22 protein-coding genes are annotated in these 22,263 nt (G+C 73.1%); 13 read left to right on the top strand and 9 right to left on the bottom strand.

Features of this window, described 5'->3' with window-relative positions; genetic code table 11:
- Position 1: 1 nt before the first annotated feature.
- On the bottom strand, positions 2–943 hold the full coding sequence (locus ACYVAP_RS14650) for a hypothetical protein (RefSeq protein WP_205750661.1): 942 nt from the start codon (positions 941–943) through the stop codon (positions 2–4).
- A gap of 172 nt (positions 944–1,115) precedes the next feature.
- Between ACYVAP_RS14650 and ACYVAP_RS14645 the strand changes: the two genes are divergently transcribed.
- The 5 genes from ACYVAP_RS14645 (at position 1,116) to ACYVAP_RS14625 (ending at position 6,914) form a co-directional block, all read left to right on the top strand.
- Positions 1,116–2,957, top strand: a complete 1,842-nt coding sequence (locus ACYVAP_RS14645) for a hypothetical protein (protein WP_498861238.1) — start codon at positions 1,116–1,118, stop codon at positions 2,955–2,957.
- A 350-nt stretch (positions 2,958–3,307) separates the two neighbouring features.
- The gene (locus ACYVAP_RS14640) at positions 3,308–4,894 is read left to right on the top strand and encodes an HNH endonuclease signature motif containing protein (RefSeq protein WP_498861237.1); all 1,587 of its coding nucleotides are present in this window, start codon (positions 3,308–3,310) and stop codon (positions 4,892–4,894) included.
- Between the two features lie 68 nt (positions 4,895–4,962).
- Entirely contained in the window at positions 4,963–5,325 is a 363-nt protein-coding gene (locus ACYVAP_RS14635) for a GNAT family N-acetyltransferase (protein ID WP_264451450.1), read from the top strand.
- 49 nt (positions 5,326–5,374) lie between these two features.
- Positions 5,375–5,902, top strand: coding sequence for a DinB family protein (locus ACYVAP_RS14630; protein WP_498861236.1), 528 nt, complete (start codon positions 5,375–5,377; stop codon positions 5,900–5,902).
- Between the two features lie 124 nt (positions 5,903–6,026).
- Positions 6,027–6,914 (top strand): VOC family protein, encoded by an 888-nt coding sequence (locus ACYVAP_RS14625; protein ID WP_498861235.1) that lies wholly within the window; start codon positions 6,027–6,029, stop codon positions 6,912–6,914.
- A gap of 75 nt (positions 6,915–6,989) precedes the next feature.
- On the opposite strand, the gene ACYVAP_RS14620 is transcribed toward ACYVAP_RS14625, so the two are convergent.
- The 4 genes from ACYVAP_RS14620 to soxR form a co-directional block, all read right to left on the bottom strand.
- On the bottom strand, positions 6,990–8,372 hold the full coding sequence (locus ACYVAP_RS14620; protein ID WP_498861234.1) for a carbohydrate-binding domain-containing protein: 1,383 nt from the start codon (positions 8,370–8,372) through the stop codon (positions 6,990–6,992).
- Positions 8,373–8,396: 24 nt separating this feature from the next.
- Positions 8,397–9,161, bottom strand: a complete 765-nt coding sequence (locus tag ACYVAP_RS14615; protein WP_498861233.1) for a polyphosphate polymerase domain-containing protein — start codon at positions 9,159–9,161, stop codon at positions 8,397–8,399.
- On the bottom strand, positions 9,158–9,823 hold the full coding sequence (locus tag ACYVAP_RS14610; RefSeq protein WP_498861232.1) for a DUF4956 domain-containing protein: 666 nt from the start codon (positions 9,821–9,823) through the stop codon (positions 9,158–9,160). The genes ACYVAP_RS14615 and ACYVAP_RS14610 overlap by 4 nt, the downstream gene beginning before the upstream one ends.
- Positions 9,824–9,940: 117 nt before the next feature.
- On the bottom strand, positions 9,941–10,390 hold the full coding sequence (soxR, locus tag ACYVAP_RS14605) for a redox-sensitive transcriptional activator SoxR (protein ID WP_498861231.1): 450 nt from the start codon (positions 10,388–10,390) through the stop codon (positions 9,941–9,943).
- A gap of 83 nt (positions 10,391–10,473) precedes the next feature.
- On the opposite strand from soxR, the gene ACYVAP_RS14600 reads away from it, so the two are divergent.
- The 3 genes from ACYVAP_RS14600 to ACYVAP_RS14590 all read left to right on the top strand — a co-directional run bounded on the left by ACYVAP_RS14600 (position 10,474) and on the right by ACYVAP_RS14590 (position 14,847).
- A complete protein-coding gene (locus ACYVAP_RS14600) occupies positions 10,474–11,286 on the top strand; it encodes an MBL fold metallo-hydrolase (RefSeq protein ID WP_498861230.1) in 813 nt (270 codons plus the stop codon).
- Positions 11,287–11,938: 652 nt separating this feature from the next.
- Positions 11,939–12,628 carry an ABC transporter ATP-binding protein gene (locus ACYVAP_RS14595; protein ID WP_498861229.1) on the top strand — a complete coding sequence of 230 codons (690 nt, stop codon included), beginning with the start codon at positions 11,939–11,941 and terminating at the stop codon, positions 12,626–12,628.
- Positions 12,629–12,717: 89 nt separating this feature from the next.
- Positions 12,718–14,847: a hypothetical protein gene (locus ACYVAP_RS14590; RefSeq protein WP_498861228.1), complete on the top strand. Its 2,130-nt coding sequence runs from the start codon at positions 12,718–12,720 to the stop codon at positions 14,845–14,847.
- Positions 14,848–14,910: 63 nt separating this feature from the next.
- Here ACYVAP_RS14590 and ACYVAP_RS14585 read toward each other — a convergent pair whose 3' ends face one another.
- Positions 14,911–15,291 carry a VOC family protein gene (locus ACYVAP_RS14585; RefSeq protein ID WP_498861227.1) on the bottom strand — a complete coding sequence of 127 codons (381 nt, stop codon included), beginning with the start codon at positions 15,289–15,291 and terminating at the stop codon, positions 14,911–14,913.
- A 94-nt stretch (positions 15,292–15,385) separates the two neighbouring features.
- Here ACYVAP_RS14585 and ACYVAP_RS14580 point away from each other — a divergent pair, with 94 nt between their 5' ends.
- Together ACYVAP_RS14580 and ACYVAP_RS14575 are read left to right on the top strand one after the other, a co-directional pair.
- Positions 15,386–16,363: a phosphodiester glycosidase family protein gene (locus tag ACYVAP_RS14580; RefSeq protein ID WP_498861226.1), complete on the top strand. Its 978-nt coding sequence runs from the start codon at positions 15,386–15,388 to the stop codon at positions 16,361–16,363.
- A gap of 4 nt (positions 16,364–16,367) precedes the next feature.
- On the top strand, positions 16,368–17,501 hold the full coding sequence (locus tag ACYVAP_RS14575; RefSeq protein WP_498861225.1) for a GtrA family protein: 1,134 nt from the start codon (positions 16,368–16,370) through the stop codon (positions 17,499–17,501).
- Positions 17,502–17,508: 7 nt separating this feature from the next.
- On the opposite strand, the gene ACYVAP_RS14570 is transcribed toward ACYVAP_RS14575, so the two are convergent.
- On the bottom strand, positions 17,509–17,856 hold the full coding sequence (locus ACYVAP_RS14570; protein WP_137769173.1) for a helix-turn-helix transcriptional regulator: 348 nt from the start codon (positions 17,854–17,856) through the stop codon (positions 17,509–17,511).
- Positions 17,853–18,302: a hypothetical protein gene (locus ACYVAP_RS14565; protein WP_498861224.1), complete on the bottom strand. Its 450-nt coding sequence runs from the start codon at positions 18,300–18,302 to the stop codon at positions 17,853–17,855. The genes ACYVAP_RS14570 and ACYVAP_RS14565 overlap by 4 nt, the downstream gene beginning before the upstream one ends.
- Before the next feature lie 195 nt (positions 18,303–18,497).
- Here ACYVAP_RS14565 and dnaB point away from each other — a divergent pair, with 195 nt between their 5' ends.
- The 3 genes from dnaB (at position 18,498) to ACYVAP_RS14550 (ending at position 21,612) form a co-directional block, all read left to right on the top strand.
- A complete protein-coding gene (gene dnaB / locus ACYVAP_RS14560; protein ID WP_168197987.1) occupies positions 18,498–19,877 on the top strand; it encodes a replicative DNA helicase in 1,380 nt (459 codons plus the stop codon).
- 92 nt (positions 19,878–19,969) lie between these two features.
- Entirely contained in the window at positions 19,970–20,305 is a 336-nt protein-coding gene (locus tag ACYVAP_RS14555; RefSeq protein WP_498861223.1) for a YciI family protein, read from the top strand.
- Positions 20,302–21,612, top strand: coding sequence for an RNA polymerase sigma factor (locus tag ACYVAP_RS14550; RefSeq protein WP_498861222.1), 1,311 nt, complete (start codon positions 20,302–20,304; stop codon positions 21,610–21,612). Before ACYVAP_RS14555 ends, ACYVAP_RS14550 begins: the two co-directional genes overlap by 4 nt.
- A 20-nt stretch (positions 21,613–21,632) precedes the next feature.
- Here ACYVAP_RS14550 and ACYVAP_RS14545 read toward each other — a convergent pair whose 3' ends face one another.
- On the bottom strand, positions 21,633–22,172 hold the full coding sequence (locus ACYVAP_RS14545; protein WP_498861221.1) for a GNAT family N-acetyltransferase: 540 nt from the start codon (positions 22,170–22,172) through the stop codon (positions 21,633–21,635).
- Positions 22,173–22,263 lie beyond the last annotated feature (91 nt).

Below are 22,263 nucleotides of genomic sequence, written 5' to 3'. Positions count from 1 at the left end.
CTCAGGCTCCTGTTCCGGAGTCGCGAGCGGTGAGCGAGGGGAGGGCGGCGCGGGTGCGCGCGCTCACGCGGGAGGAGGGGCCCAGGGGGAGGTCCGCCCCGGGCAGGAGGCGCACCAGGTCGTGGCGCGCGCGGTCGAGGGCGGCGAGATCGGCGGGGTCGGCGCCGAGCTCGGCGAGGGCGGCGGGCAGGTCCGGGTCGGGGACGCCGCCGCCGTGCAGGGGGTCGTCGAGGGTGAGCACGAGCCGCGCGGCGATCGCCTCGCGGCGCGAGCGGGTGACGCGGGCGGTCGCCTCCGCGCGGAGGAACGCGATCGCGTCGTCGTGGCGGCCGGCGACCTCGAGGGCGACTCGTCGGGCCTCCCCGTCGAGCCGTCCCGCGAGGAGGGTGAGGGCCTCGCGCAGCCAGGTCTCCTGGATCGCGAGGCGCATCATGTGGCCGGCGGTGACGGCCTCGCCGGCGAGCACGGTCCACAGCGGGGAGAGCAGGGGCTGCACGCGGGCCACGTGGATCCGGCGCAGCGTCGTCGCCGGGCCGGCGGCGGCGAGCGGGCGGGGGCGCTCGACGGGGTCGTCGAGGGTGAGCACGTCGCGCAGGGCGCGGGCCTGCCAGTAGCGCTCCACGAGCCAGGTCGCGAGGAACGCGGTCACGCGCGCCTCGTTGCCGGTCCAGGTGGCGAGCATGGCGCGGGACTCCGCGAGCGCGGATCCCTCGAGCCGCTGGATCACGCCGAGCGTGCGCGCGACGGCCGGGTCGAGGGGCTGGGCGGCCACGGCGGCCGTGTCCACGGGGAGCCGACGGTGGGGCGTCTCGAGGTAGCCGTCGAGGTCGACGTCGGTCACGACCACGCGGTCGATGCTGTCGTCGAGGTGGAGGTGCCCGTCGTGGAGCCCGCGTGCGGGGTCCGTGACAGGTCGGATCGTCGCGCCCGCGCTGATCGTCACGAAAGGGGCTCCTCACCATGCCTGCCGACGGTGCCCGGACGAGCCCCGGGGGCCCTGGGCACCGCGTCCATCCTACGGCTCCGGAGGTTCGGCGTCGCGCCCGGTGAGGGGCGTTCTCGGGTGGTCCCCGTCTCCCCAAGATGCGCGAAGGGTTCGTTGGTAGGTTCGTCGCGTGATCGTCCCCGGTGCCTCCTCCCTCCCGGAGACCGGCGGCCGCGACGACCAGGTCGGCCTCCCCGATCCCGAGGAGCTGCGGGTCGCGCTGCGGCCACCGGAGCTCCCGCTGCCCGCCCCGCGCACGCCGCTCGAGCTCGCCCAGCGTGTGAGCGATCTCACGCACGCGGAGCGCTATCGCGAGGCGGTGGCCCTCGCCGCCATGCCGCTCCCTGAGGGCGGCTCCGTCGTCGGCCATGCCCCTGTTCCCTCTCCTGTCGCCGCGGACCTCGCCGTGCTCGCCTCCGCCCGCCTCGCGGCGCTCGCGCGCGTGGGCACCGACGAGGAGGTCGCCGCCGCCGCCGGCGACCTGCTGCGCGCGCAGCGCCGTGCGGGATACGCGGCCCAGGCGGCGGCGACCGCGCAGGTCCTCCTCGAGCGGGGAGTGCTCCGGGAGCCGGCCGACGGCGGCTCCGGGGTCGATGCCTCCCGCGCCGGTCGGCGCCGCGCCGCCGCCGTGACGGTCACCCCCGAGCTGCTCGCCGTGGTCCGCGAGCTCGACGTCCCGCACCGTCGTGCCCGCGGCGCCATCGGCCCGGCGCCCCTCGGTTCCGCCCCCGTCGGCCCCGCAGATCCCGCCGCGACCGCGACGGACCCCCGTCGGCGGATCCGCGTCCTGCGCGCGGCCCTCGACGCCCTGCCCGCGGCGCGCGCGGACCTGCTCGGCGCGCCTGAGCCGCTGCTGCGCCTGCGGCTCGCCCAGGCGCTCGAGGCCGCCGGTCTCACGGACTCCGCGACGACGGCGGCGCTCGACGCCCTCGAGCTGCTCGAGGAGGTGGACGCCGACCCCGAGGCGGAGGCCTCGCGCCGGGCCGATCCGCACCGGGTGCGCATCGCCGCCCACGCCGTCCTTGCCCGCACCCTGCGCGCCTCGCACCCGCTCGCCGCGGTGCGCCACGCCCTCGATGCGCTCGGCGTCATGCGCCGCGTCGAGGACGCGCCGCTGCGCGTGGGCCTCGTGACGGACCTGCTCGAGGCGCTCACCGCGGCGGGCCTCGAGCGGGACGCCTCCTTCGCGGCGGGCCGCCTCGCCTCCCTCCAGCGCTCACTGCGGCGGGACGAGCTGCGCACGGGACCGCTGCTCGCGGTCGCCGGCCAGCGGATCCGGGTGGGGCGGGCCGACGAGGCCCGCGAGGCGCTCGAGGAGGTGCGTCGGATCGCGCGCGACCACCGCGACCGGTCGACCGATCTCGAGGCCGCGCGTCTGCTCGCGACGCTGTATGAGCGCGAGGGTGACCTGCGCGGTTCCCTGCTCCAGCTGCGTCGGGTGGCGGCGGACGCCCGCTGGCTGAGCGACGACCTCGCGACCCCCGCCCCGCGGCGCGGGCCGTTCCTGCGGATCGAGCTCGAGGCGCTCGCGCTCGTGCTGCGCCGTGCGATGGACCTCGGCGAGACGCCGACCGCGCGCGCCGCCGCCCGCGCGATCGAGCGCCGCACCCGGCCCGACGGCGGACGCCTCCTGCTGCCCTCGGCCCTGCTGTGGGACCACCGGGTCGATGCGCGGGTGGGGGAGCTCGTGGCGGTCGCCGCCGCGGAGCCCGACGCCGAGGAGCTGCCTCAGCTGCTCGACGGCGCCCGCGAGGTGATCGGCCTCGCCCCGGGCGGTCACGAGGAGCGTGCCCTGTACTGGCGCGCCTACCTCGACGAGCAGCATGCGCTGCTGCTCGAGCGCCGTGGGGAGCGGGAGGCGGCGCTCGCCGCCGCGCTGCAGGCCCAGGCGCAGTGGCGCAACCAGGACGCCGAGGCCGACGACCTCGAGCGGATCGACGCCCTCGTCGGCCGGCTCTCCGCGGAGGCCTGAATCCCGCCGCCTTTCCTCCCCACTCGACGTTATCCACATTTTCGATGGGTTCTCTCGATGTGCTCGCTTTCGTCGATCAGACGTTCTAAAATAAGTGGAGCGGAACGGCGGGGATTCATGGGGATCACCGGCCGCGATGAGCACGAGGAGGTGTGGGGATGTCGGCTCCGGTCCAGGCTGTCTCCGGGCAGGCCCCTGCTTCCCAGCACCCCCTGGCGTCCGTCCTCGCGGTCCCTTCGGTGCCCGTCCCGCCCGACTCCTCGGCGTCTGCCCCGCAGGCTTCCTCGGGCGCCGCCGCCCCTCCCGTCGCCCTGGACGCTCGCTCCCTCCCGCGCCGTCTGCGGGGCGCCGTGCGAGGGCGCAGCGGGGTCACGGAGGAGAACCTCGATGCCCGCGCGGAGGTCGAGGAGGGCTCGCCCGAGTCGGCGGCGCTGCAGCGGATCCTGCGCCGGCGCCGCGAGGTGCAGGCGGCCGCCTACGTCGCGGAGCTGACGGACCTCGCGGAGCTCTGGGTGGAGGACGCGGGGGACGACGGTGACCTGAACGCCGTCGCGGTCGGCGTGGTGCTGCGCGCCAAGCTCGGACGCGCCGCCGGCCGCCTCCGTGATGCGCGCATGGCCGTCACCGATCTCCCGCGATGTCTCGCCCAGGTCGGGTCCGGCGCCCTGCCTCCGGAATGGTGCGATCACCTGCTCCGCTCCGTCCGCGGTCTCACCGCTGCTCAGCGTGCTTTCGTCGACGAGCAGGTCTCGTCCTGGCAGCTCGAGACGCTCCCGGCGGACAGGTTCTGGACCCTGCTGCGGCAGCTCGTCGCCTGGGTCGACACAGCCGCCGCGGCGGGCGGCACCGCCGAGTCCAAGCGGGACGTCGAGCTCGTCCTCCCCAGCGAGGACGACGGCACCGCGCAGCTCACCGTGACCGGCCCCGCCCCGGAGATCCTTGACCTCGCCAAGCGCCTCGACCGCGCCGCGCATGCCGTCCAGGATGCGCAGCGCCACGCGCTCGCCCGCATCGGCGCCGGCGAAGCGGGGGTGGCGATCCCCTGGGACGTCCACGGTGACGCCGCTCGCACCGGGGCTCCGATGTCGCTCGGTGCGATCCGCTACGTCCTCCTGACCCGCTCCGAGATCGGGACCGACGGCGTCCCTGTCCCCGCCGCCGCGGTGCGGATGAACCTCGTCGTCCCCGTCCTGTCCCTCCTCGGCGTGACGGATGCGCCGGGGATGCTGGACGGGACGGTGCCGATCCCTCCGGCCATGGCCCGTGACCTCGCGGCGAACGCGACCGCCTGGCACCGGGTTCTGACGGATCCGGTCACCGGGGAATTCCTCCCCGTCGCGGCGACGACGTACCGACCGTCCACGGCGATGGTGGAATATCTCAAGGTCGTCGACCCGATATGTGCCGTGCCCGGCTGTTCGCGGCAGGTCGTGGATATCGGGGAATCGGACCATATCCAGGAATTCGACCATCTCCATCCGGGCAGGGGCGGTGCCACGAGCCCGGAGAACCTGCACCGGCTGTGCCGCACCCACCATCGGATGAAGACCAGCAGGGCTCTCGACCCGGAACGCACCGACACCGGCAGCACGAGGTGGACGGTGGGAGAGCTGACCTCCACGGAGGTCGAGGCGCAGCGTGACCTCGTGACACAGGTCCTCGCCGCGGACTTCCGCACGGCCTGGGACCGCTACCAGGCGGGGCTCCGGGCGAAGCGGGACGCCGCCCTCGAGCGGGAGCTCGAGGCGGCCGGGTTCTTCGCCCGCTCCGTGGAGGACGAGCTCCACGAGGAGTACCTGCTCCGTCGCAGCGCCCAGCTCGTCGAGTACTACGAGGACTGGCAGGGGCCCGCCGGGATCGACCCGCCGCCCCCGCCGCCGCTTCCTCCGCTCCCGCCTCCGCCACCCGATCCGTTCGACGTCCCGCCGCCGTTCTGACCCGGCGGAGCCCTGCCATGGCGCGCCGAACTGCCGTAGCGTAGGGAGCCCGGCCCGAGGAGACGGCCATGACCGCCGAGGCAGACACCTCCTACGACCCCGACAACCGGCCCACCACCGAGCGCCCGCCGCCCGGCCCACCCGGTCGCGTGCAGGTGCGGGACAACACCCGGGCACGCCGCTTCGAGGCGGTGCGCGACGGCGAGGTCGTCGGCATCACCACCTACGAGCGCCGGCGCGGCCGCATCGAACTGCTCCACACCGTCACCGACCCCGCCCAGCGCGGCGGGGGAGTGGCCTCCGTGCTCGCCCGCACCGCCCTCCGCGAATCCCGCGCCGCCGGCCTCCGGATCATCATCGTGTGCCCCTTCATCGAGAGCTGGCTCCAGCGCCACCCCGAGGAGTCCGCCGGCGTCATCGCCCCCGACTGACCCGGACCCCGACCGCCGACGGTCCCACCCGAGGAGTAGCGTCGTCACCATGACGCGCAGCTCCGGAACCCTCGCCCGCCGCATCCTGCTCGACCTCGCCTCCCGCCCCCGCGACGCCGCCGAGGCGCTGCGCGGGCAGCTCGACCCCGCCGTGCTCAACGCCCACCCCGCCGGCCACCCGAACTCCCTCGCCTGGCTGCTCTGGCACACCGGCCGCGAGATCGACGTGCAGCTCGCCCACCTCTCGGGACAGCCTGAGGTCTGGACCGCCCAGGGCTTCGGCGAGAGGCTCGGCCTCGGGGAGGCCGGCCGCGCCGTCGGCTACGGGCACAGCGAGGGGGAGGCCCGCGCGATCGTCGTCGAGGACGGCGACGCCCTCGTCGACTACGTGCTCGCCGCCGCCGACGCCCTCCACGACCACCTCGGCACTCTCACCGACGCCGACCTCGACGAGGCCATCGGGGAGTACGACGGCGAACCCATCACCCGGGCGGTGCGCCTGGTCAGCATCATCGACGACGCCGCCCAGCACCTCGGCCAGGCCGCCTACGTGCTCGGCACCACCGACCGCGGCTGAGACCGTCCCGCCGCCGGCTCGCTTCCGCGCGGACGGTCCTCTTCCCCGCCCGACGGGCCGCGAGTAGCGTTCGCGGCGACGACCCGCGCCCACCGGGGCGCAGCTGACCCATCGAGGAGCAGTCATGTCCGAGCAGAGCCCGACGACGCCGCAGGACCCCACGACCGCGCAGAACTCCACGACCGCGCAGAACCCCGCCGCCACCGACTCCCGCCCCGCGCCGCGCGCCGGCACCCCCTGCTGGATCGACCTGTTCACCCATGACATCGAGGGAGCGAAGAGCTTCTACGGCGAGCTCTTCGGCTGGGACCTCACGGATACCGGCGAGGAGTTCGGGCACTACACGATGGCGACGCGCGACGGGCACCCCGTCGGCGGGCTCATGGCTGCGATGAACCCCGACGGCAGTGTCCCCGACCCCGCCGAGCAGCCCACCGCCTGGACCGTCTACCTCGCGACCGACGACGCCGCCGCGACCGCGGAGGCGATCCCCGCCGTGGGCGGCACCGTGCTGTTCCCGCCGATGGAGGTGCCGGGCCTCGGCCACATGTCCGTCGCGCAGGATCCCTCCGGCGCCGCCGTCGGCTTCTGGCAGGCGGCCCCCTTCGCCGGCTTCGACCAGCCCGGCACCCCCGGCACGCCCGCCTGGTTCGAGCTCATGACCAAGGACTTCGACGCCGCCGAGCCCTTCTACCGCGGCGTCTTCGGCTGGGACGCGGTGCGCATGCCCTCGGACGACGACTCCTTCCGCTACGCGACGGACCGCGGTGGCGAGGGCGCGAGCGCCGGACTCTGCGACGCCTCGCCGTGGCTCCCCGAGCAGGTGCCCAGCTACTGGCGCCCCTACATCGCCGTCGAGGACTGCGACCGGGCCGCCGAGCAGGTCGCGGCCCTGGGTGGGAGCGTGCTCGACGGCCCGATGGACAGTCCCTTCGGCCGCGTGGCGACCATCGCGGACCCGCAGGGCGGATCGCTGCAGATCATCGACCTCTCCCGCGCTCAGCAGGGCTGACAGGAGGGCGGGCCGCCCCCGAGGGGACGGCCCGCCCTGTGTCGTCATGCCGGAGCTGCGACGGGATCCGGCGGATCAGCCCTGCGGGCCGCCGCCCATGCCGCCCCCGCCGCCCATGCCGCCGGAGCTGAGATCTTCCGCGGAGGTGATCTGTGTGCCGTTCGCGGTGAGGGTCGCGCCGTCGAAGGTGATGTCGCCGTTCGCGTCGACGGGGGAGTCGCCGCCGTTGTCGGCGCTCGTGATGTCGAGCGTGCCGCCGGTCAGCGAGATCGAGCCGTTGGAGTCGAGGCCGTCGAAGTCCGCGTCGATCGTGAGGGTGCCGCCGGAGACCGACAGCCACGAGCCGTCGTCCTCCTCGCCGCCGCCACCGCCGCCGGGGCCGCCGGTCTCGCCGGAGTCCGCGGTGGTGTCGTCGGTCGAGTCGGCGGTGTTCGCGGCGGTTGCGTTCACGCCGTCGTCGGAGGCGGTGATCGAGGTGGTGCCGCCCACGAGCATCACGTCCTGCGCCTCGATGCCCTCGACCGACTGCTCGATGGTGAGCGTGCCGTCGAGGACCTCGACCGCCTGCTCCGCGTCGATGCCGTCGTCGCCGGAGTCGATCGTGATGTCGCCGGCGCTGATGAGCACCCAGCCGCGGTCCTCGTCCTCGTAGTTGTCGGACTTGATGGCGTCGCCGCCGCTGGTGAGGTCGAGGGTGCCGTCGAGGATCGAGACGTAGTCCTTGCCGCGCACGGCGTCGTCGGCGGCGTTCACGGTGACGGTGCCGCTCGCGATGACGAGGCCGTCCTTGGTGGAGATGCCGTCGTTGGTGTTGCCGGTGACGGTGAGCGAGCCGCTGCCCGCGATCGTGAGGTCGGAGGCGGAGGCGATCGCCGCGACGGGGGTGGAGTCGTCGGAGACCTCGTAGCCGGAGCCGTCCTCGACGGAGTTCTCGGTGCCCTCCTCGAGGTACAGGGTGACCTCGTCGGCGCTGGTCACGGCGATGCCGGTGCCCGAGCTGTTCGTGATCGAGGCGCCGTCCATGATGATCGTGACGGTCTCGTCGTCGGGGGCGGCGATGACCAGCTGCCCGTCGGAGAGCGTCCCGGAGACCCGGTACACGCCGCCCTCGGTGATGGTGACGGTCGAGCCGTCCACGGTGACGCCGTCGGAGTCGGAGCTGGAACCCGAGTCGGAGAGCGTGACCGTCTGCTCCTCGGAGGAGTCCCAGGTCAGGTCGTCATCGTCGTAGTGGGTGTCGAGGGTGGTGAGGTCGAGGCTGGAGAGCAGGTCGTTGGTGCGGCCCTCGTCCGAGGCCGCGGTCGCGACAGCTGCGGAACTGGTGCTGGTGCTCGTGCTGGTGGTGGTGCTCGTGGCGGTCGCGGCGCCGCACGCGGCGAGGGCGAGGGTCGCGGCGCCCGCGGCGATGGTGGCGGTGAGGTGGCGCAGGCCGCGGCGGCGAGGGGTCGTGGAGGTCATGACGGGTCCTTTCGGGGTGCGGTCTCAGGCGGCGGTGTCGAGGCGGGAGGTGGTGCGGTGCCAGCGGTTCGCGGGCAGTTCGGGGTCGAGCAGGGCCAGGCCGGTCGCGTACTTCGACAGGCGCTGGGGCCGGTGCCCCGCCCGCCACAGCGCCCGGTCGACGCTGCTGGGGCGGGTGCCGGCCTTGGTCTCCACGACCACCTGGTCCCGGAGCCGACGGGCCTCGCCCGTGGGATCGGTCCAGACCAGCGCCTCGTCGAGGGTGAGGCGGGCGTCCTCCGCGCCGAGCAGCACGGTGGAGCGGTCGTAGGTGGTGGTGAGCACGGGGCGCAGCTCGCCCGCGGGGAGCTCGCAGCCGGCCTCCTCGAGGACCGTGTGCACGAACTCGAGCGCCGTGCCGGTGAGCGGGTCGGTGAGGACGGTGGGGGAGTCGGCCGGGAGGGCGATCCGGAGCTTCGCGGACTCGCCGCGGCCGGTGCGGGTCTTCACCTCGAGGAACGAGGCGCCCGAGTCGACGTAGATCCGGCGTCGCACCTTCCACCGCCGACGGCGCCCGGTGGCGGCCGCCCGGTAGGAGGAGAGGTCCTCCGTGTCGTAGTAGACGGAGAGGTAGGCCTGATGGCGGCTGCCGTCGATCTCGAGGGCCCGCAGCTCGGCGGGGGAGCCGGCGATCAGCGCCTCCACGTCCTCACGGGGGACGAGGTACTTGCGGTCCACGCGGGTCATGAGGGCGGCGCGCTCGGCGATCTCCTCGAGAGCGACGGGCGGGAGCGTGTCGACGGCGCTCATCGGGCCATCACCGGCGACTCGGTGGTGCGGGCGGCGAGCGCGGGCTCTTCGGTCGGGGTGGTCGCCCGCCCGGTGGACGGGTCGGCCGGCGCCGTGAGGTGGCCGGCGGAGCGGCGGCCCGCCCGCAGCCGGTACCGCACGTCCACGAGGGTCGTGTCGGCGACGGTGTCCAGGCGCTGAACCGTCAGCGCGGTGACGTCGGCCCCGAGCATCTCCTCGAGGTGGGCCCGCAGGGTGGCCTCGTCGGCGATCGCCCGGTCCACCGTCACCAGCTGCCGGCGGTGCGCGCCGAGGAGGGCGGGATGGTCGACGATCGTCATGGTCGCCACGATGAGCACCATGAACACGACCGAGAGGACCGTGGGCGTCACGGACAGCCCGGCCACGAGGCCCAGGGCGAGCACCGCGAAGTAGTAGGCGATCTCGTGCTGGGCGAGCTCGTCGGAGCGGAGGCGGATGATCGAGAGGACGCCGAACAGGCCCAGGCCGAGCCCCGCGGTGACCGCGGAGCCGGCGAGCAGCGCGGCGACGGCGAGCACGCCCACGTTGATGCCGAGGAAGGCGACGACGAGGTCACGGCGGCGGTGGCGCGGCCAGTAGACGCCGAAGGTCAGCGTCAGCACGGCCACGAGGTCCAGGGCGTACAGCAGGTAGGCGGACATGGGGTGCTCCTCGGGATTCGGGGGTGTCGATGGGAGCAACCCTCCGTCCCGTGCCTATGGATCCCCTATGGCCGCCCTGTCGCAGATGTATGTGAGGTGAACAGCAGGTGGATGCGGTCAGGGAGCAGGGTGGGGGAACTGCCGACGGGCGCCCGGCCCGTCCGCCCCGAGCTCGTCGTCCGGGTTGTAGATCGCGCACTGCCGCATGGAGAGGCAGCCGCAGCCCACGCACATCGACAGCCCGTCCCGCACCTGCTCGAGCTCACGGATCCGGGCGTCGAGCCGCGGCCGCCACTCCCGCGCCAGCCGCGCCCAGTCCCGCTTGGTGGGCGCGTGGTCCGGCGGGAAGCGGGAGAACGCTTCCGCGATCTCGGCGAGCGAGAGGCCCACGTGCTGGGCCGCGCGGATCACGGCGATGCGTCGCAGCACGGTGCGGGCGTAGCGCCGCTGGTTCCCGCTCGTCCGCTCGCTCGTGAGCAGGCCGAGCGTCTCGTAGTGGCGGATCGCGGAGGGGGCCACGCCCGCGCGGGCGGCGACCTCGCCGATGGTCAGACGGTCCTCGAGCATGCGCGAAGTCTCCTCGCGCGAGCTCTTGACCTCAAGTGCGCTCGAGGTTCCATGCTGGGGGCACCGACCACCGAGGAGCCCTCATGATCCAGTGCGCCACCTGCGGCGTCGAGCACGACCCCGCCCACCTGCCCGAGGTCTGCGCCATCTGCGCGGACGAGCGCCAGTACCTCCCGTCCGACGGCGTGCAGCGCTGGCACGACCCTGCCGATCCTGTAGATCCAGCCCCGATCGAGGTCGTCGAGCGGGAGCCCGGCCTGCACGCGCTGCGCGTCGACGGCGGGGTCGGCATCGGCCAGGAGGCGAAGGTGCTGACCACGCCGCACGGCACGGTCATGGTCGAGGTGCCGCCCGCGATCACCGACGAGGCCGTCGCCGCCGTCCGCGCCCTCGGCCCGCTGCGCGCGATCGTCCCCAGCCACCCGCACATGTTCGGCCTGCAGTCCGCGTGGTCCGCCGCCATCGACGACGCCCCCGTGTGGGTGAACCGGGCCGACGCCGGCTGGCTCGCCCTCGAGCCCGCCCGCCTCCACCTCTGGGAGGGGGAGGAGGAGATCCTGCCGGGCGTGCGGGCCGTGCAGCTGGGCGGGCACTTCCCCGGCAGCGCCGTGGTCCGCTGGACGGGGGCCGACGGCGCCGGCGTGCTGCTCAGCGGCGACACGATCGCCCCGAACCCCGACGGCCGCACCGTCGCGTTCATGCGCTCCTACCCCAACCGCGTGCCGCTCTCCGGCGCGGTCGCCCTGCGCGTCGCGCGGGCCGCCGCGGCCGAGCCCTTCGAACGGATCCACGGCAACTTCGCGGGCTCCGTCCTCCGCGATGCCCGCGCGGCGGTCCTGTTCTCCGCCGAGCGGCACGCCGCCTGGGCCGGCGGGAAACACGACGACCTCACCTGAGCGGCGCGCCCGATGCCATGGGTGTCGGAGGCCCTCGCTGTGGGTGGACGGCCTGCGAGCCGCGCTCCCGTCTTCACCGAGGTGGACTCGCGACGTACCACCGGGAGGGGGTTTCGACCAGTTTCGAGGCGGCTCTTGACGGTAACTCCCCCCCTGCATAATCTTCCGGACAGGGGTCCAGAAGTGGCCCACAGGATCAAGGAGGATCTGATGATGGGGAAGAAGTCTGTCAAGGCCGGGGTCGTCGGTGCGTGCGCGGCGATGGTGATCTTCGGAGGCGCGGCGGCCGCGAACGCAGGGGTGGACGTCGTCGGCCGAGAGTGGCGCCTCCGTCGCCTCCGTCAATGACGCGCGGACGCAGATCACCGTCCGTGATGGAGCCGCAGACGGGAACAGGGCCTATGCGAACTACTGGCGGAACAACTCCTCCAGCAGGTACCAGTTGGTGACGAACGCCTACAGGGAGACCCAGAGTGCGACGATGAGTGGAAGTACGCGTGTCGCGTCGTTCCAGGCCTGCAATGATCATCCGGTGTCGGGTGATACCTGCGCGACCAGGAAGTACATCTGACACGAGTTCTCGGTCATCAGGTGTGTCAACGGCGATCGCCCCTCGATGGAGAGGGGCGATCGCCCGTCGTGGTGAGGGGTCATGGATAAAAACGCTGCGCTGCTCGACATCGACGATGTCGCCATCAGATATGGCCGTAGAACCGTCGTGGATGACGTGTCTCTCCGTGTCCACGAGGGTGAGTCCTCGGCGATCATCGGTCGATCCGGCTCGGGGAAGTCGTCGATCCTCTCGGCGATCCTCGGGATGGTGAAGGTCTCCTCCGGGGAGATCGTCGTGGATGGGAAGCAGGTGGGGGTGCTCTCGGCGCGGGAACGCCGTCACTATCTCCGGGACACGGTCTCGATGGTGTTTCAGCACGGAGAGCTGATCGACGAGCTCGCCCCGGTCGAGAACGTCGCCGTCGCGGCGCTTCTGGCAGGAGTGCCGCGTGCGGAGGCATTCGAACGGTCCGAGTCACTGCTCGAACAACTGGAGGTCCCCACCGGTGGTAGCACGACAGGTGTGCTGTCCGGCGGCGAGCGGCAGCGCGTCGCCGTCGCCCGCGCGCTGGTGACGCGTCCCCGACTGGTGCTCGCCGATGAGCCCACAGGCTCTCTCGACGCAGAGTTCCGGGACGTCGTCGGAGACGCGATCCTGTCGATCCCCGACCGATGGGGGAGCGCCCTCCTGCTCGTCACCCATGACGAGACGCTGGCGCGGCGAGCTCAGTCCGTCCACGAGCTCCGTTCGAGGCCGGACGGCGTCGCGACACTAGGGCACGTCGGATGAACCGTGACGGCGCGGACCGACTCGGGACGTGGGCTGCGCTCGGAGCGCAGATGGATGCAGGGACACCTGAGCGTAGGGTCAGCGCAGCCATGCTCATCGTCGCGACGACCGCGCTGACACTGGTGATGATGCTCGCCGGTCTGCTCGTCGGCACGTACCACAATCGGGTGGAGAGGGACTTCTCCCGCATCCCGGTCTCCTGGGCGACGGGTGTCGATCGGGTGGACTCCGGACCGCGATGGCGCATCATCGCCGACACCGCCGAGGGACGATGGGTGCACGTGATCGTGCTCGTACCCGGCCAGGGGGCGGAGCTGCCTCCCGGGCTGAGCGTGTGGCCCGAACCCGGTGAGGTCGTCCTCTCCCCCGCTCTAGCGGGAACCCGTGCTGGGGAGGAGATCACCGACCGGTACGGCCACGGCGCCGGGCACACCATCGGGATGGATGGCGTGGTGTCACGGACAGAGAGGATCGCCTATGTTCGGCCGACGGACGACGTCCTCCCCCAGGTCACGGGTCTCCCGTTCGGCGAGCTCGGCGTCCCGTTCGATGCGGGCGTGGACCAGGTGGGACTGATCGGGGGCGCCGCCTACCAACCCACGCTGCCGATGGCGCTGACCGAGTTCGGGTTGACCTTCTTCGCTCCGGGCGTGGTGCTCATGGCGGCTGCTGCCCGAGCCGGCTCGCGGAGACGGGATCGACGGCTCCTGGTCCTCCGAGTCCTGGGGGCCGGGCCCCGAGTGCGGCTCGCCGTTCTGAGAGGGTCGCTCGGGGTCCCTCTGGTCATCGGTGGCGCCGCCGCAGTGGCACTCTCCGCACTGCTGCTGGTCGTGGACTTCCCGGTACCGGGGTCCGGGTACACCCTGCTGGCGCGGGACGCGCGCGCCTCGTCTCCCCTGATGGCTGGTGGGCTCATCGTCGGGTGGCTGCTGTGCCTCATGATCGCGATGCTCATGAACGTCCCTCGCAGATCTCGAGGGACGAGGGTGCACGTGGCAGATCGGCCGGAGAGGGCCTGGAAGATCCTCGGGCTCCCCGCGGTCTGCCTGCTCGCCGTGATCACACTCGTGGGCACCGCCGGATGGGAGGACAACACTCCCCGCATCTGGCTCGTCTACGGCTCCGTCGCCCTCGTCGCGTTGGCGATCGGCCCCTTCATCGGGGCATCGACCGCCCTCGTCGCGAGGGGCGTCATCGCGCTCGGTCGACGCACTGGTGCGGCGGCCCTCATCATCGCCGGCCGTCAACTTCTCGGGGACCCGAAGGCGGTGCGCCGTCTGGCGACGGGGACGGCCTTGCTGGTGGTTCTCGTCGCGGTGTCGCTCGTGCTGTCGACGCTCAACAACTCGAAAGTGCGCGAGGCCCAGTCCATCCAGGAGGAGTACGGCACGAGCGTCCTGGAGATCGCGGGCTTCGTCGAGACCCCCGCTCAGCAGTCGGCATTGCGTGAAGCGCTGGGAGCAGAAGGCGGTGCAGTCCTCGCCCGTTCTCTCGTCTTCGATGACCGCACGGCGTTGCCCACGGTCATCACCGGAGACTGTGCGGCGCTCGAGGACCTCTCCCTGACCTGCGTCGATGGAGAGGTGGAACTCGACGGGGCCGACCTCGACCCTCGGGTGCGCCTGCTCGCAGGGCCGGGCGACCCCGATCGAGCGTCGATCCGCGTCGCGGATCCGTTCACGGCATCTGAGGGGGAGCTCTATGCCGTGAGCCGCGGCGGCACGGATCTGCCCGTCGACGGGATCAAGCGTGAACTCGCACAGAAGGTGCTTCCCGCCCCTGAGGTCTCCGCCGTGGGGGACTCTTGGATCGCCGGGCTCGCCCAATCGAGAGACAAGGCGCGGTGGAACACCGTCGGGGCTGGCGCGGCGACCGTCCTGCTGGGTCTCGCCCTCGCCGCCGCGGTGCTTGGGGACACTGGTGCGGCATCACGTCGAGCTGGTGTGCTGTCCATGTGGGGTGCTGGGAGAGGCAGTGCGGCTCTGATCGTCATCGGCCGAGTTCTCCTCCCCCTGATCGTCGCCGTCGTGAGCGGAGGCCTCACCACGATGGTCCTCACCTACCCCCTCACGCTCCCGCCGCTCGACGCACGACTCCCCGCCGACTACTTCGTAGCGACGATCGCACTGCCTCTGCTGGCCGCATGCGGCGTCGCCCTGGTCGGTGCCGCGACTCAGGCTCGTGAGCTCGCTCGATGGCGTCCCGGGGGCTCGGAATAGACGTGCAGGAGATCGGTGATCGACCGTTGCCCGGCAGGGAGCACCTGACCTCACCTGAAGGGGTCAGTCCGGGCGCACCGCGCTCAGGCAGAAGGGGTGGCCCACGGGGTCGAGCATGACCCGCCAGCGCTCCGGATCGGGCTGCGTCCCCGCCTCAGTGCCGCCGATCGCGAGCACCGCCCCCGCCGCGGCGTCGAGGTCCTCGGCCGCGAGGTCGAGGTGCATCTGCTGGTGCTGCGGGCCATCCGGCCACTGCGGGGCCACGTAGTCGTCGGCCCGCATGAGCGTGATCATCGGACCGGCGCCGGAGAGGGCGACCACGGAGCCGTCCGGGGCGGCGAAGGCCTCGGAGAGCCCCAGCAGGGCGCTGTAGAACGGGGCGAGTGCGCCCGGGTCCGGGCAGTCGATCGAGACGGAGGCGAGGGGAGCGATGGGGGCGGTCATGGGGCCACCGTAGGAGGCGGGCCCGACAGGCGCACAGCACCCCCACAGCCGTGCCGCGGCTCCCGGCACAGCCCGCCGCCGGACTCTTCTCGGCATGAGCACACCACCGGGCCCCGCCCCCACGACCCCACGCACCCGCCGTCGCACCGTCACCCGCCGCGCCCTGCTGGGCGGCGGCGTGGCGGTCCTCGCCGGCACCGGCGGCTCCGCCGCCTGGGCCTACGACCGCTTCCTGCGGGAGAAGGTCCAGGTCTCGAGCGTCTCCGCCGCCGAGGAGGCCGCCGGCACCTCCGCCACCACGGCCGCCCTCGCGACCGACGGCGCCTTCACCGAGACCGGCTACACCTCCTCGACCACCACGATCACGCTGACCTCCACCGCGACCGGCTCCGGCTCCGAGGCCCTCGCCTGGTACGCGGCGGAGATCGAGGTGAGCGACGCGAGCATCATCCGCTCCGCCTTCGCCCAGGACGAGTTCGGCGAGAACATCACCGCCGAGCCCAGCACCATGGCCTCCGACCACGACGCCGTGCTCGCGATCAACGGCGACTACTACGGCTTCCGCGACACCGGCATCGAGATCCGCAACGGCGTGATCTACCGCGACGAGCCCGCCCGTGACGGTCTCGCCTTCTACGCCGACGGTCACGTCGAGGTCTACGACGAGACCGCGACGAGCGCCCAGGAGCTGCTCGACGCCGGCGTCTGGCAGACCCTCAGCTTCGGCCCCGCCGTCCTCGTCGACGGCGCCGTGCCGGACGGCGTCGAGGACGTCGAGGTGGACACCAACGTCGGCAACCACTCGATCCAGGGCGAGCAGCCGCGCACCGCGATCGGCGTGATCGGCGACAACCACCTGGTGTTCCTCGTGGTCGACGGTCGCAGCGAGGGCTACTCGCGCGGCGTGGGTCTGCCGGAGCTCGGCGAGATCCTCGCCGACCTCGGCTGCACCACCGGCTACAACCTCGACGGAGGCGGCTCGTGCGTCATGATCTTCGACGGCGAGATCGTCAACCAGCCCAGCAACGGTGGCGAGCGCGCCACCAGCGACATCCTCTACGTGGCGGGGTGACGACATGACCATCCAGTTCCAGAAGCGACCCACCGGGACCTCCCGCACGGCCCCCGCACCGGCCCCGTTCCGCCCCGACGCGCCGACGACGCCCTCCGCGGTCGTCGTCATCCCGGCGCTCGAGCCCGGCCCGGAGCTCGTCGAGCTCGTCGCCGCGCTCGCCGCTCACGGCGTCGAGTCGGTCGTGGTCGACGACGGCTCCGGCCCCGAGCACGCCGTCACCTTCGACGTGTGCGAGGTGCTCGGCGCCCGCGTGCTGCACCTGCCCGTGAACCGCGGCAAGGGGGCGGCCCTCCGCGCCGCCTTCACCCTCGTGCAGTCCGAGCTGCCCGGCCGCGGCGTGGTCACGGCCGACGCCGACGGCCAGCACACCCTGGCCGACGTGCTCCGCGTGATCGAGGCGCTCGACGGCCCGCGCGCGGCCTCCGGCCCCGGGGAGATCGTGCTCGGCGTGCGCTCCTTCGCCCGCGGTGAGGTGCCGCTGCGCTCGTGGTTCGGCAACGCCGTGAGCGCCCGCCTGTTCGAGGCCGTCTCCGGGGTGCGCCTGGGCGACACCCAGACGGGCCTGCGCGGCATCCCCGCGACCCTGCTCGACTGGGCCGGGACCGTGCCCGGGGACCGCTACGAGTACGAGTACACGATGCTCGTCGCCGCCGCCCGGCAGGGGATCACCCTGCGGCAGCTGCCGATCGCGACCGTGTACGTCGACGAGAACGCGACGAGCCACTTCCGCCCGCTGCGGGACTCCCTGCGCGTGCTCGCCCCCGTCCTCACCTTCGCGGGCAGCGGCCTCGCCGCCTTCGCGATCGACACGGGGCTGCTTCTCGGCGCCGTCGCGCTCGGGGCGCCCGTCTGGCTCGGCATGACCCTCGCCCGGGTGGTCAGCGGCGGCGCGAACTTCGCGATCAACCGCCACCTCGTGTTCCGCTCCGGCCGCCGCTCCCCGCTGCGCCGCGCGCTGAGTGGCTACGTCGCGCTCGCCGCGGTCGTGCTCGCGGGCGGCGTCGCGATCGTCGGCGCCCTCACCGCGCTCGGCATGCCGCTCGTGGCCGCGAAGATCACCTCCGACCTGCTGCTGTTCGTGCTCAGCTATGTGGTCCAGAAGCTGATCGTGTTCCGGCGGCGGGAGCACGGGTGAGGGCGCCTCAGACGAGCTCGCGCTCGATCCGCTCGAGGTAGTCGCGGCCGACGGCGGTGAGCGAGAAGTCCTGCCGCTTCGCACCCGTGCGGGCCACGTCGACCCGCTCCATGGCGAGCACCCCGGACTCCGCGAGCCGCCGCAGCGTGCGGTAGAGCCCGCGCTCGGTGAGGGTCCAGCCCGTCGTCTCCTCGAAGAGCGGGGCGAGGCCCGCCGCGGGGAGCGGGCCGTGCGCGTCGATCAGGCGCAGCAGCGCGAGCGTGGTCGCCGACTTCTTGTAGACCTCGACCCAGGAGCGCGCGAGCTCTCCCGCCCATTCGGCGTCCTCGGGGCCGAGGCCCGCCGCGCCGGTCATCGGCGCGGCGCCTCGAAGCCGCGGTCCAGCACGGCACCGACGCCGTGGAGGATCAGGCCCAGGCCCCAGAGGCCGGCCATGCCGAGGGAGGCGCCGAGCCACGTCGGATCGATCGCCGTGCCGCTGCCGCTCCCGGCGATCGCGGGGGAGCCGAGGCCGATCAGCAGGTAGGCGTGCAGGAGGTAGCCGACGTTGACGGTCGCGTAGCAGAGCGCGTGCGCGACGAAGCGCCCGTAGCGCACCCGGCCCAGCGCGCGGCCGCTCGTGAGCAGGTAGATCGCCATGCCGATCGCGACGGCGAGGAGGGGGAGCGTGGTGAGGACGGTGATCCGGTTGCCCGCGAGCACGAGGATCACGTGCACCGCCGCGTTCGCGGCGATCAGGGCGAGGGCGAAGGGCAGCAGGCTCGCGTGGGCCCGCGTGGTCGTGGTCGCGTCCGAGCTCATGGTCGTCTCCGATCCGGTGCATGGGATGTGTACCAGTGGTGCAATGCGTGTCAGCACTGTACCTCCGGTGCACCGCCCGACGTCAAGGGGTGGCGCGGGCATCGTCGACCGTGGTCCTTCCTCCCCAGACGCACATCACCCCCATCGGCCGCCCCCTGGGGCCCGAGGATCCGCCCGGGTTCCTACACTGGTCCGGTGACGACAGCAGAAGCCTTCGAAGCCGGTCCCGATCGCGGCCTGGAGCGCACCCCGCCCCAGGACCTCAACGCCGAGCGCGGCGTGCTGGGCGGCATGATGCTGTCCAAGGACGCGATCGCCGACGTCGTCGAGACGGTGCGCGGCAACGACTTCTACCGCCCCGCGCACGAGCTGATCTTCGAGGCGATCATCGACCTCTACGGCCGCGGCGAACCGGCGGACCTCGTCACCGTCTCCGACGAGCTCTCCAAGCGCGGCGAGCTGCAGCGCGTGGGCGGCGGCGCCTACCTCGCGGACCTCATCGACATGGTCCCCACCGCGGCGAACGCCGGCTACTACGCCGAGATCGTCGTCGAGCGGGCCACCCTGCGCCGCCTCGTCGAGGCCGGCACCCGCATCGTCCAGCTCGGCTACGCGACCGACGGCGGCGAGGTCGAGGAGGTCATCAACGAGGCGCAGGCGCAGGTCTACGCCGTCACCGAGCGCGGCCAGAGCGAGGACTTCGTGCCGCTCGGCGAGGTCATCGACGAGACCCTCAACCAGATCGAGGCGACCCAGAACCGCGGCGGCCAGGTCACCGGCGTGCCCACCGGCTTCGCCGAGTTCGACGACCTCACCCAGGGCCTCCACGGCGGCCAGCTGATCATCTTCGCCGGCCGCCCCGCGATGGGCAAGACGACGCTCGGCATGGACGTGCTGCGCTCCGCCTCGATCCACAACGGCAAGTCCAGCGTCATCTTCTCCCTCGAGATGGACAAGACCGAGATCACGATGCGTCTGCTCTCCGCCGAGGCGCAGGTGCCGATGAACCGCATGCGCGACGGCTCCATGGACGACCGCGACTGGCAGGCCATGGCCCGCGCCATGAGCCGCATCGCCGACGCCCCGCTGTTCATGGACGACTCCGCGAACATGTCGCTCATGGAGATCCGCGCGAAGTGCCGGCGCCTGAAGCAGAAGCACGACCTCTCCCTCGTCGTCATCGACTACCTGCAGCTCATGAGCTCGGGCAAGAAGGTCGAGTCCCGCCAGCAGGAGGTCTCGGAGTTCTCCCGTGCGCTCAAGCTGCTCGCGAAGGAGATCGAGGTCCCCGTCATCGCGATCTCGCAGCTGAACCGTGGCAGCGAGCAGCGACAGGACAAGAAGCCGATGATGAGCGACCTGCGCGAGTCCGGCTCGATCGAGCAGGACGCCGACCTCATCCTCCTCATCCACCGCGAGGACTACTACGAGAAGGAGTCCTCCCGCGCCGGCGAGGCGGACCTCATCGTCGCCAAGCACCGCAACGGCGCGACCGCCACCATCCCGGTCGCCTTCGAGGGCCACTACTCGCGCTTCAAGGACATGCCCGGTGGCGGGGGCGGCTTCAGCGGCTGATCCGGCCTGACAGGGCTGTCGATCCGGGGGAGGCTGTGCGACGACAGGGTGAGAGCCGGCGAGAGGCGCCGGACCGAGGGAAGGATCCCGCCATGCCCCGCTACACCGTCTTCATGTACCACCCGGAGGATCGGCGCACCACGGACGAGGCGCAGCTCGCCGCCGAGCTCGCCGAGCACGACTCCTACGCCCAGGAGATGGTCGCCGAGGGCGTCATGACCTTCGGCAGCCCGCTCGCGGAGCACACCGCGACCACCTCCATCCGCGCCGGCGGCCTCGTCGACGGCCCCTACCTCGAGGCGAAGGAGACGGTCGTCGGCTTCTACGTGCTCGACGTCCCGGACCTCGACGCGGCGATCGCCGTGGCGCGCCGCAACCCGATCCTCCACCAGGGCGGCGGCGTCGAGGTGCGGCCCATGACCGCATGAGGGGGCCGACGGGCGCGCCCGCCGATCGGGCCGCCGTCGATCGTGCCGTCGCCGCGGCGCACCGCGACCACTGGGCCGCGGTGCTCGCGGCGACGGCCGGCGCCGTGCGGGACCTCGACCTCGCCGAGGACGCCACCGCGGAGGCCTTCGCCCAGGCCCTCGAGCAGTGGGCGCGGGACGGGGTGCCCGAGCGGCCCGGCGCCTGGCTCACCGTCACCGCCCGGCGCCGCGCGCTCGACGCCCGCCGCCGCGAGCAGACCCTCCGGCGCAAGCTCCCGCTGCTGCTCTGGGACACCGGGGGAGGGGCCGACGGCGGCGCGGCCGACGGGGGCACGTCCGACGGCGACCCCCGCGTGATCGACGAGTCCGAGGTCGTGGTCCGCGACGAGCGGCTGCGCCTGCTGTTCCTGTGCGCGCACCCCGCCCTCGCCCCCGAGTCCCGCGTGGCGCTCGTGCTGCGTCTCGTGCTGGGCCTGAGCACCGAGGAGATCGCGGCGGCGTTCCTCGTGCCCGTGCCGACGATGGGCGCCCGCCTCACCCGGGCGAAGCGGCGCATCGCGCTCAGCGGCATCCCCTGCCGCATCCCCGAGCCGGAGGAGCTCCCCGGCCGCCTCACCGCGGTCCTCGACGCGATCTCCCTCGTGCTCGCCGCCGGCCACACCGCCCCCGCCGGGGAGCGGCACGACCGCCCGGACCTCGTGGGGGAGGCGGTGCGGCTGCTCGAGCTGCTGAAGCACCTCCTGCCCGGGCAGGGCGAGGTGCACGGCCTCCTCGCCCAGGCGCTGCTCGTGCAGGCCCGCGCCGGGACCCGCACCGACGCGGAGGGGCTGCCGGTCCCGCTCGACGCGCAGGACCGCACGCGCTGGGACCGCTCTGCCGTGGACCGGGCGGACGAGCTCGTCCTCGACGCCCTGCGCGGCGGGCACCGCGGCCCCTACCTGCTGCAGGGCGCGATCGCGGCCGCCCGCTGCGTGCCCGAGCGCGCCGAGGACGTCGACGGGGACGAGGTCGTCGAGCTCTACGACCACCTGCTGCGGCACTGGCCGGGGCCGATGGTGCAGCTGAACCGCACCGTCGCCCGCGCCCGCCGCGGCGACGATCTCACCCTGCTCCTCGCGGAGCTCGACGGGGTCGCGGAGGACCTCGCCGACTACCGCCCCTTCCACGTGGCCCGCGCCGAGCTGCTGCGGGTGGCGGGGCGCGAGGAGGAGTCCGCCGCCGCGACGCAGGAGGCGCTGCGCTGCCCGGGCAACGCCGCGGAGGACGCGCTGCTCAGGCGAGGGGCAGGCCCGAGTCCGCTCCCGTGAGTCGGTCGTGGTGGGCGAGCTCAGAGCCGCAGCTGCAGGTGCACCAGGTCCCACCAGCGGTCGTACTTCCAGCCCGCCTCGACGAGGCGCCCCGCCTCGACGAAGCCGAAGCGCTCGTGGAGCCGGATCGAGGCGGTGTTCCCCGCCTCGACGAGCGCGACCACGGAGTGCATGCCGTGCTCGCGGCACAGGTCCAGCAGCGCCCCGAGCAGGGCCGTGCCCAGCCCGCGGCCCTGGGCCTCGGGCCGCAGGTACACGGAGTTCTCCGCGGTGAAGCGGTAGCCGTTCTTCGGCACGAGCGGACCGTAGGAGGCGTAGCCGAGCACGGCCTCCGGTCCCTCGAGGGCGGGATCGACCGCGACGAGCATCGCCCCGCGCTCGAGGTGCTCGCGGAACCATTCCTCCAGCTGGCCGGGGGTGGGCAGCTCGTCCGTCCAGAGCCCGGTCGAGGTGCGGATCGCGTGCTCGCGGATCGCCCCGACGCCCGCGAGGTCCTCCGCGCGCGCGGCGCGGATCCGGGGGCGCGGGGCGGCGGCCGTGCCGGGGTCGGTGCTGGTCATGGAGGGGTCCTTCGGGAACGGGGAGAGGAGCAGGCTAGCCCGCGGGCGTCCCCGGGCGCCGCCGCGGTCCACACCCTCCCGCGTGACCGGC

This window comes from Brachybacterium horti, from assembly GCF_054777615.1.
This window is presented reverse-complemented; position numbering and strand designations above follow the sequence as displayed.

What these genes read in the sequence shown, in the direction of transcription:
- soxR (WP_498861231.1), bottom strand. Translation starts at nt 10,390, where the DNA reads ATGCTCGAGGACCGTCTGACCATCGGCGAGGTCGCCGCCCGCGCGGGC.
- ACYVAP_RS14635 (WP_264451450.1), top strand. Translation starts at nt 4,963, where the DNA reads ATGACCGCCGAGGCAGACACCTCCTACGACCCCGACAACCGGCCCACC.
- ACYVAP_RS14555 (WP_498861223.1), top strand. Translation starts at nt 19,970, where the DNA reads ATGCCCCGCTACACCGTCTTCATGTACCACCCGGAGGATCGGCGCACC.
- ACYVAP_RS14595 (WP_498861229.1), top strand. Translation starts at nt 11,939, where the DNA reads ATGGATAAAAACGCTGCGCTGCTCGACATCGACGATGTCGCCATCAGA.
- ACYVAP_RS14570 (WP_137769173.1), bottom strand. Translation starts at nt 17,856, where the DNA reads ATGACCGGCGCGGCGGGCCTCGGCCCCGAGGACGCCGAATGGGCGGGA.
- ACYVAP_RS14575 (WP_498861225.1), top strand. Translation starts at nt 16,368, where the DNA reads ATGACCATCCAGTTCCAGAAGCGACCCACCGGGACCTCCCGCACGGCC.
- ACYVAP_RS14565 (WP_498861224.1), bottom strand. Translation starts at nt 18,302, where the DNA reads ATGAGCTCGGACGCGACCACGACCACGCGGGCCCACGCGAGCCTGCTG.
- ACYVAP_RS14600 (WP_498861230.1), top strand. Translation starts at nt 10,474, where the DNA reads ATGATCCAGTGCGCCACCTGCGGCGTCGAGCACGACCCCGCCCACCTG.
- ACYVAP_RS14550 (WP_498861222.1), top strand. Translation starts at nt 20,302, where the DNA reads ATGAGGGGGCCGACGGGCGCGCCCGCCGATCGGGCCGCCGTCGATCGT.
- ACYVAP_RS14610 (WP_498861232.1), bottom strand. Translation starts at nt 9,823, where the DNA reads ATGTCCGCCTACCTGCTGTACGCCCTGGACCTCGTGGCCGTGCTGACG.
- ACYVAP_RS14590 (WP_498861228.1), top strand. Translation starts at nt 12,718, where the DNA reads ATGCTCATCGTCGCGACGACCGCGCTGACACTGGTGATGATGCTCGCC.
- ACYVAP_RS14580 (WP_498861226.1), top strand. Translation starts at nt 15,386, where the DNA reads ATGAGCACACCACCGGGCCCCGCCCCCACGACCCCACGCACCCGCCGT.
- ACYVAP_RS14615 (WP_498861233.1), bottom strand. Translation starts at nt 9,161, where the DNA reads ATGAGCGCCGTCGACACGCTCCCGCCCGTCGCTCTCGAGGAGATCGCC.
- ACYVAP_RS14625 (WP_498861235.1), top strand. Translation starts at nt 6,027, where the DNA reads ATGTCCGAGCAGAGCCCGACGACGCCGCAGGACCCCACGACCGCGCAG.
- ACYVAP_RS14620 (WP_498861234.1), bottom strand. Translation starts at nt 8,372, where the DNA reads ATGACCTCCACGACCCCTCGCCGCCGCGGCCTGCGCCACCTCACCGCC.
- ACYVAP_RS14585 (WP_498861227.1), bottom strand. Translation starts at nt 15,291, where the DNA reads ATGACCGCCCCCATCGCTCCCCTCGCCTCCGTCTCGATCGACTGCCCG.
- ACYVAP_RS14545 (WP_498861221.1), bottom strand. Translation starts at nt 22,172, where the DNA reads ATGACCAGCACCGACCCCGGCACGGCCGCCGCCCCGCGCCCCCGGATC.
- ACYVAP_RS14630 (WP_498861236.1), top strand. Translation starts at nt 5,375, where the DNA reads ATGACGCGCAGCTCCGGAACCCTCGCCCGCCGCATCCTGCTCGACCTC.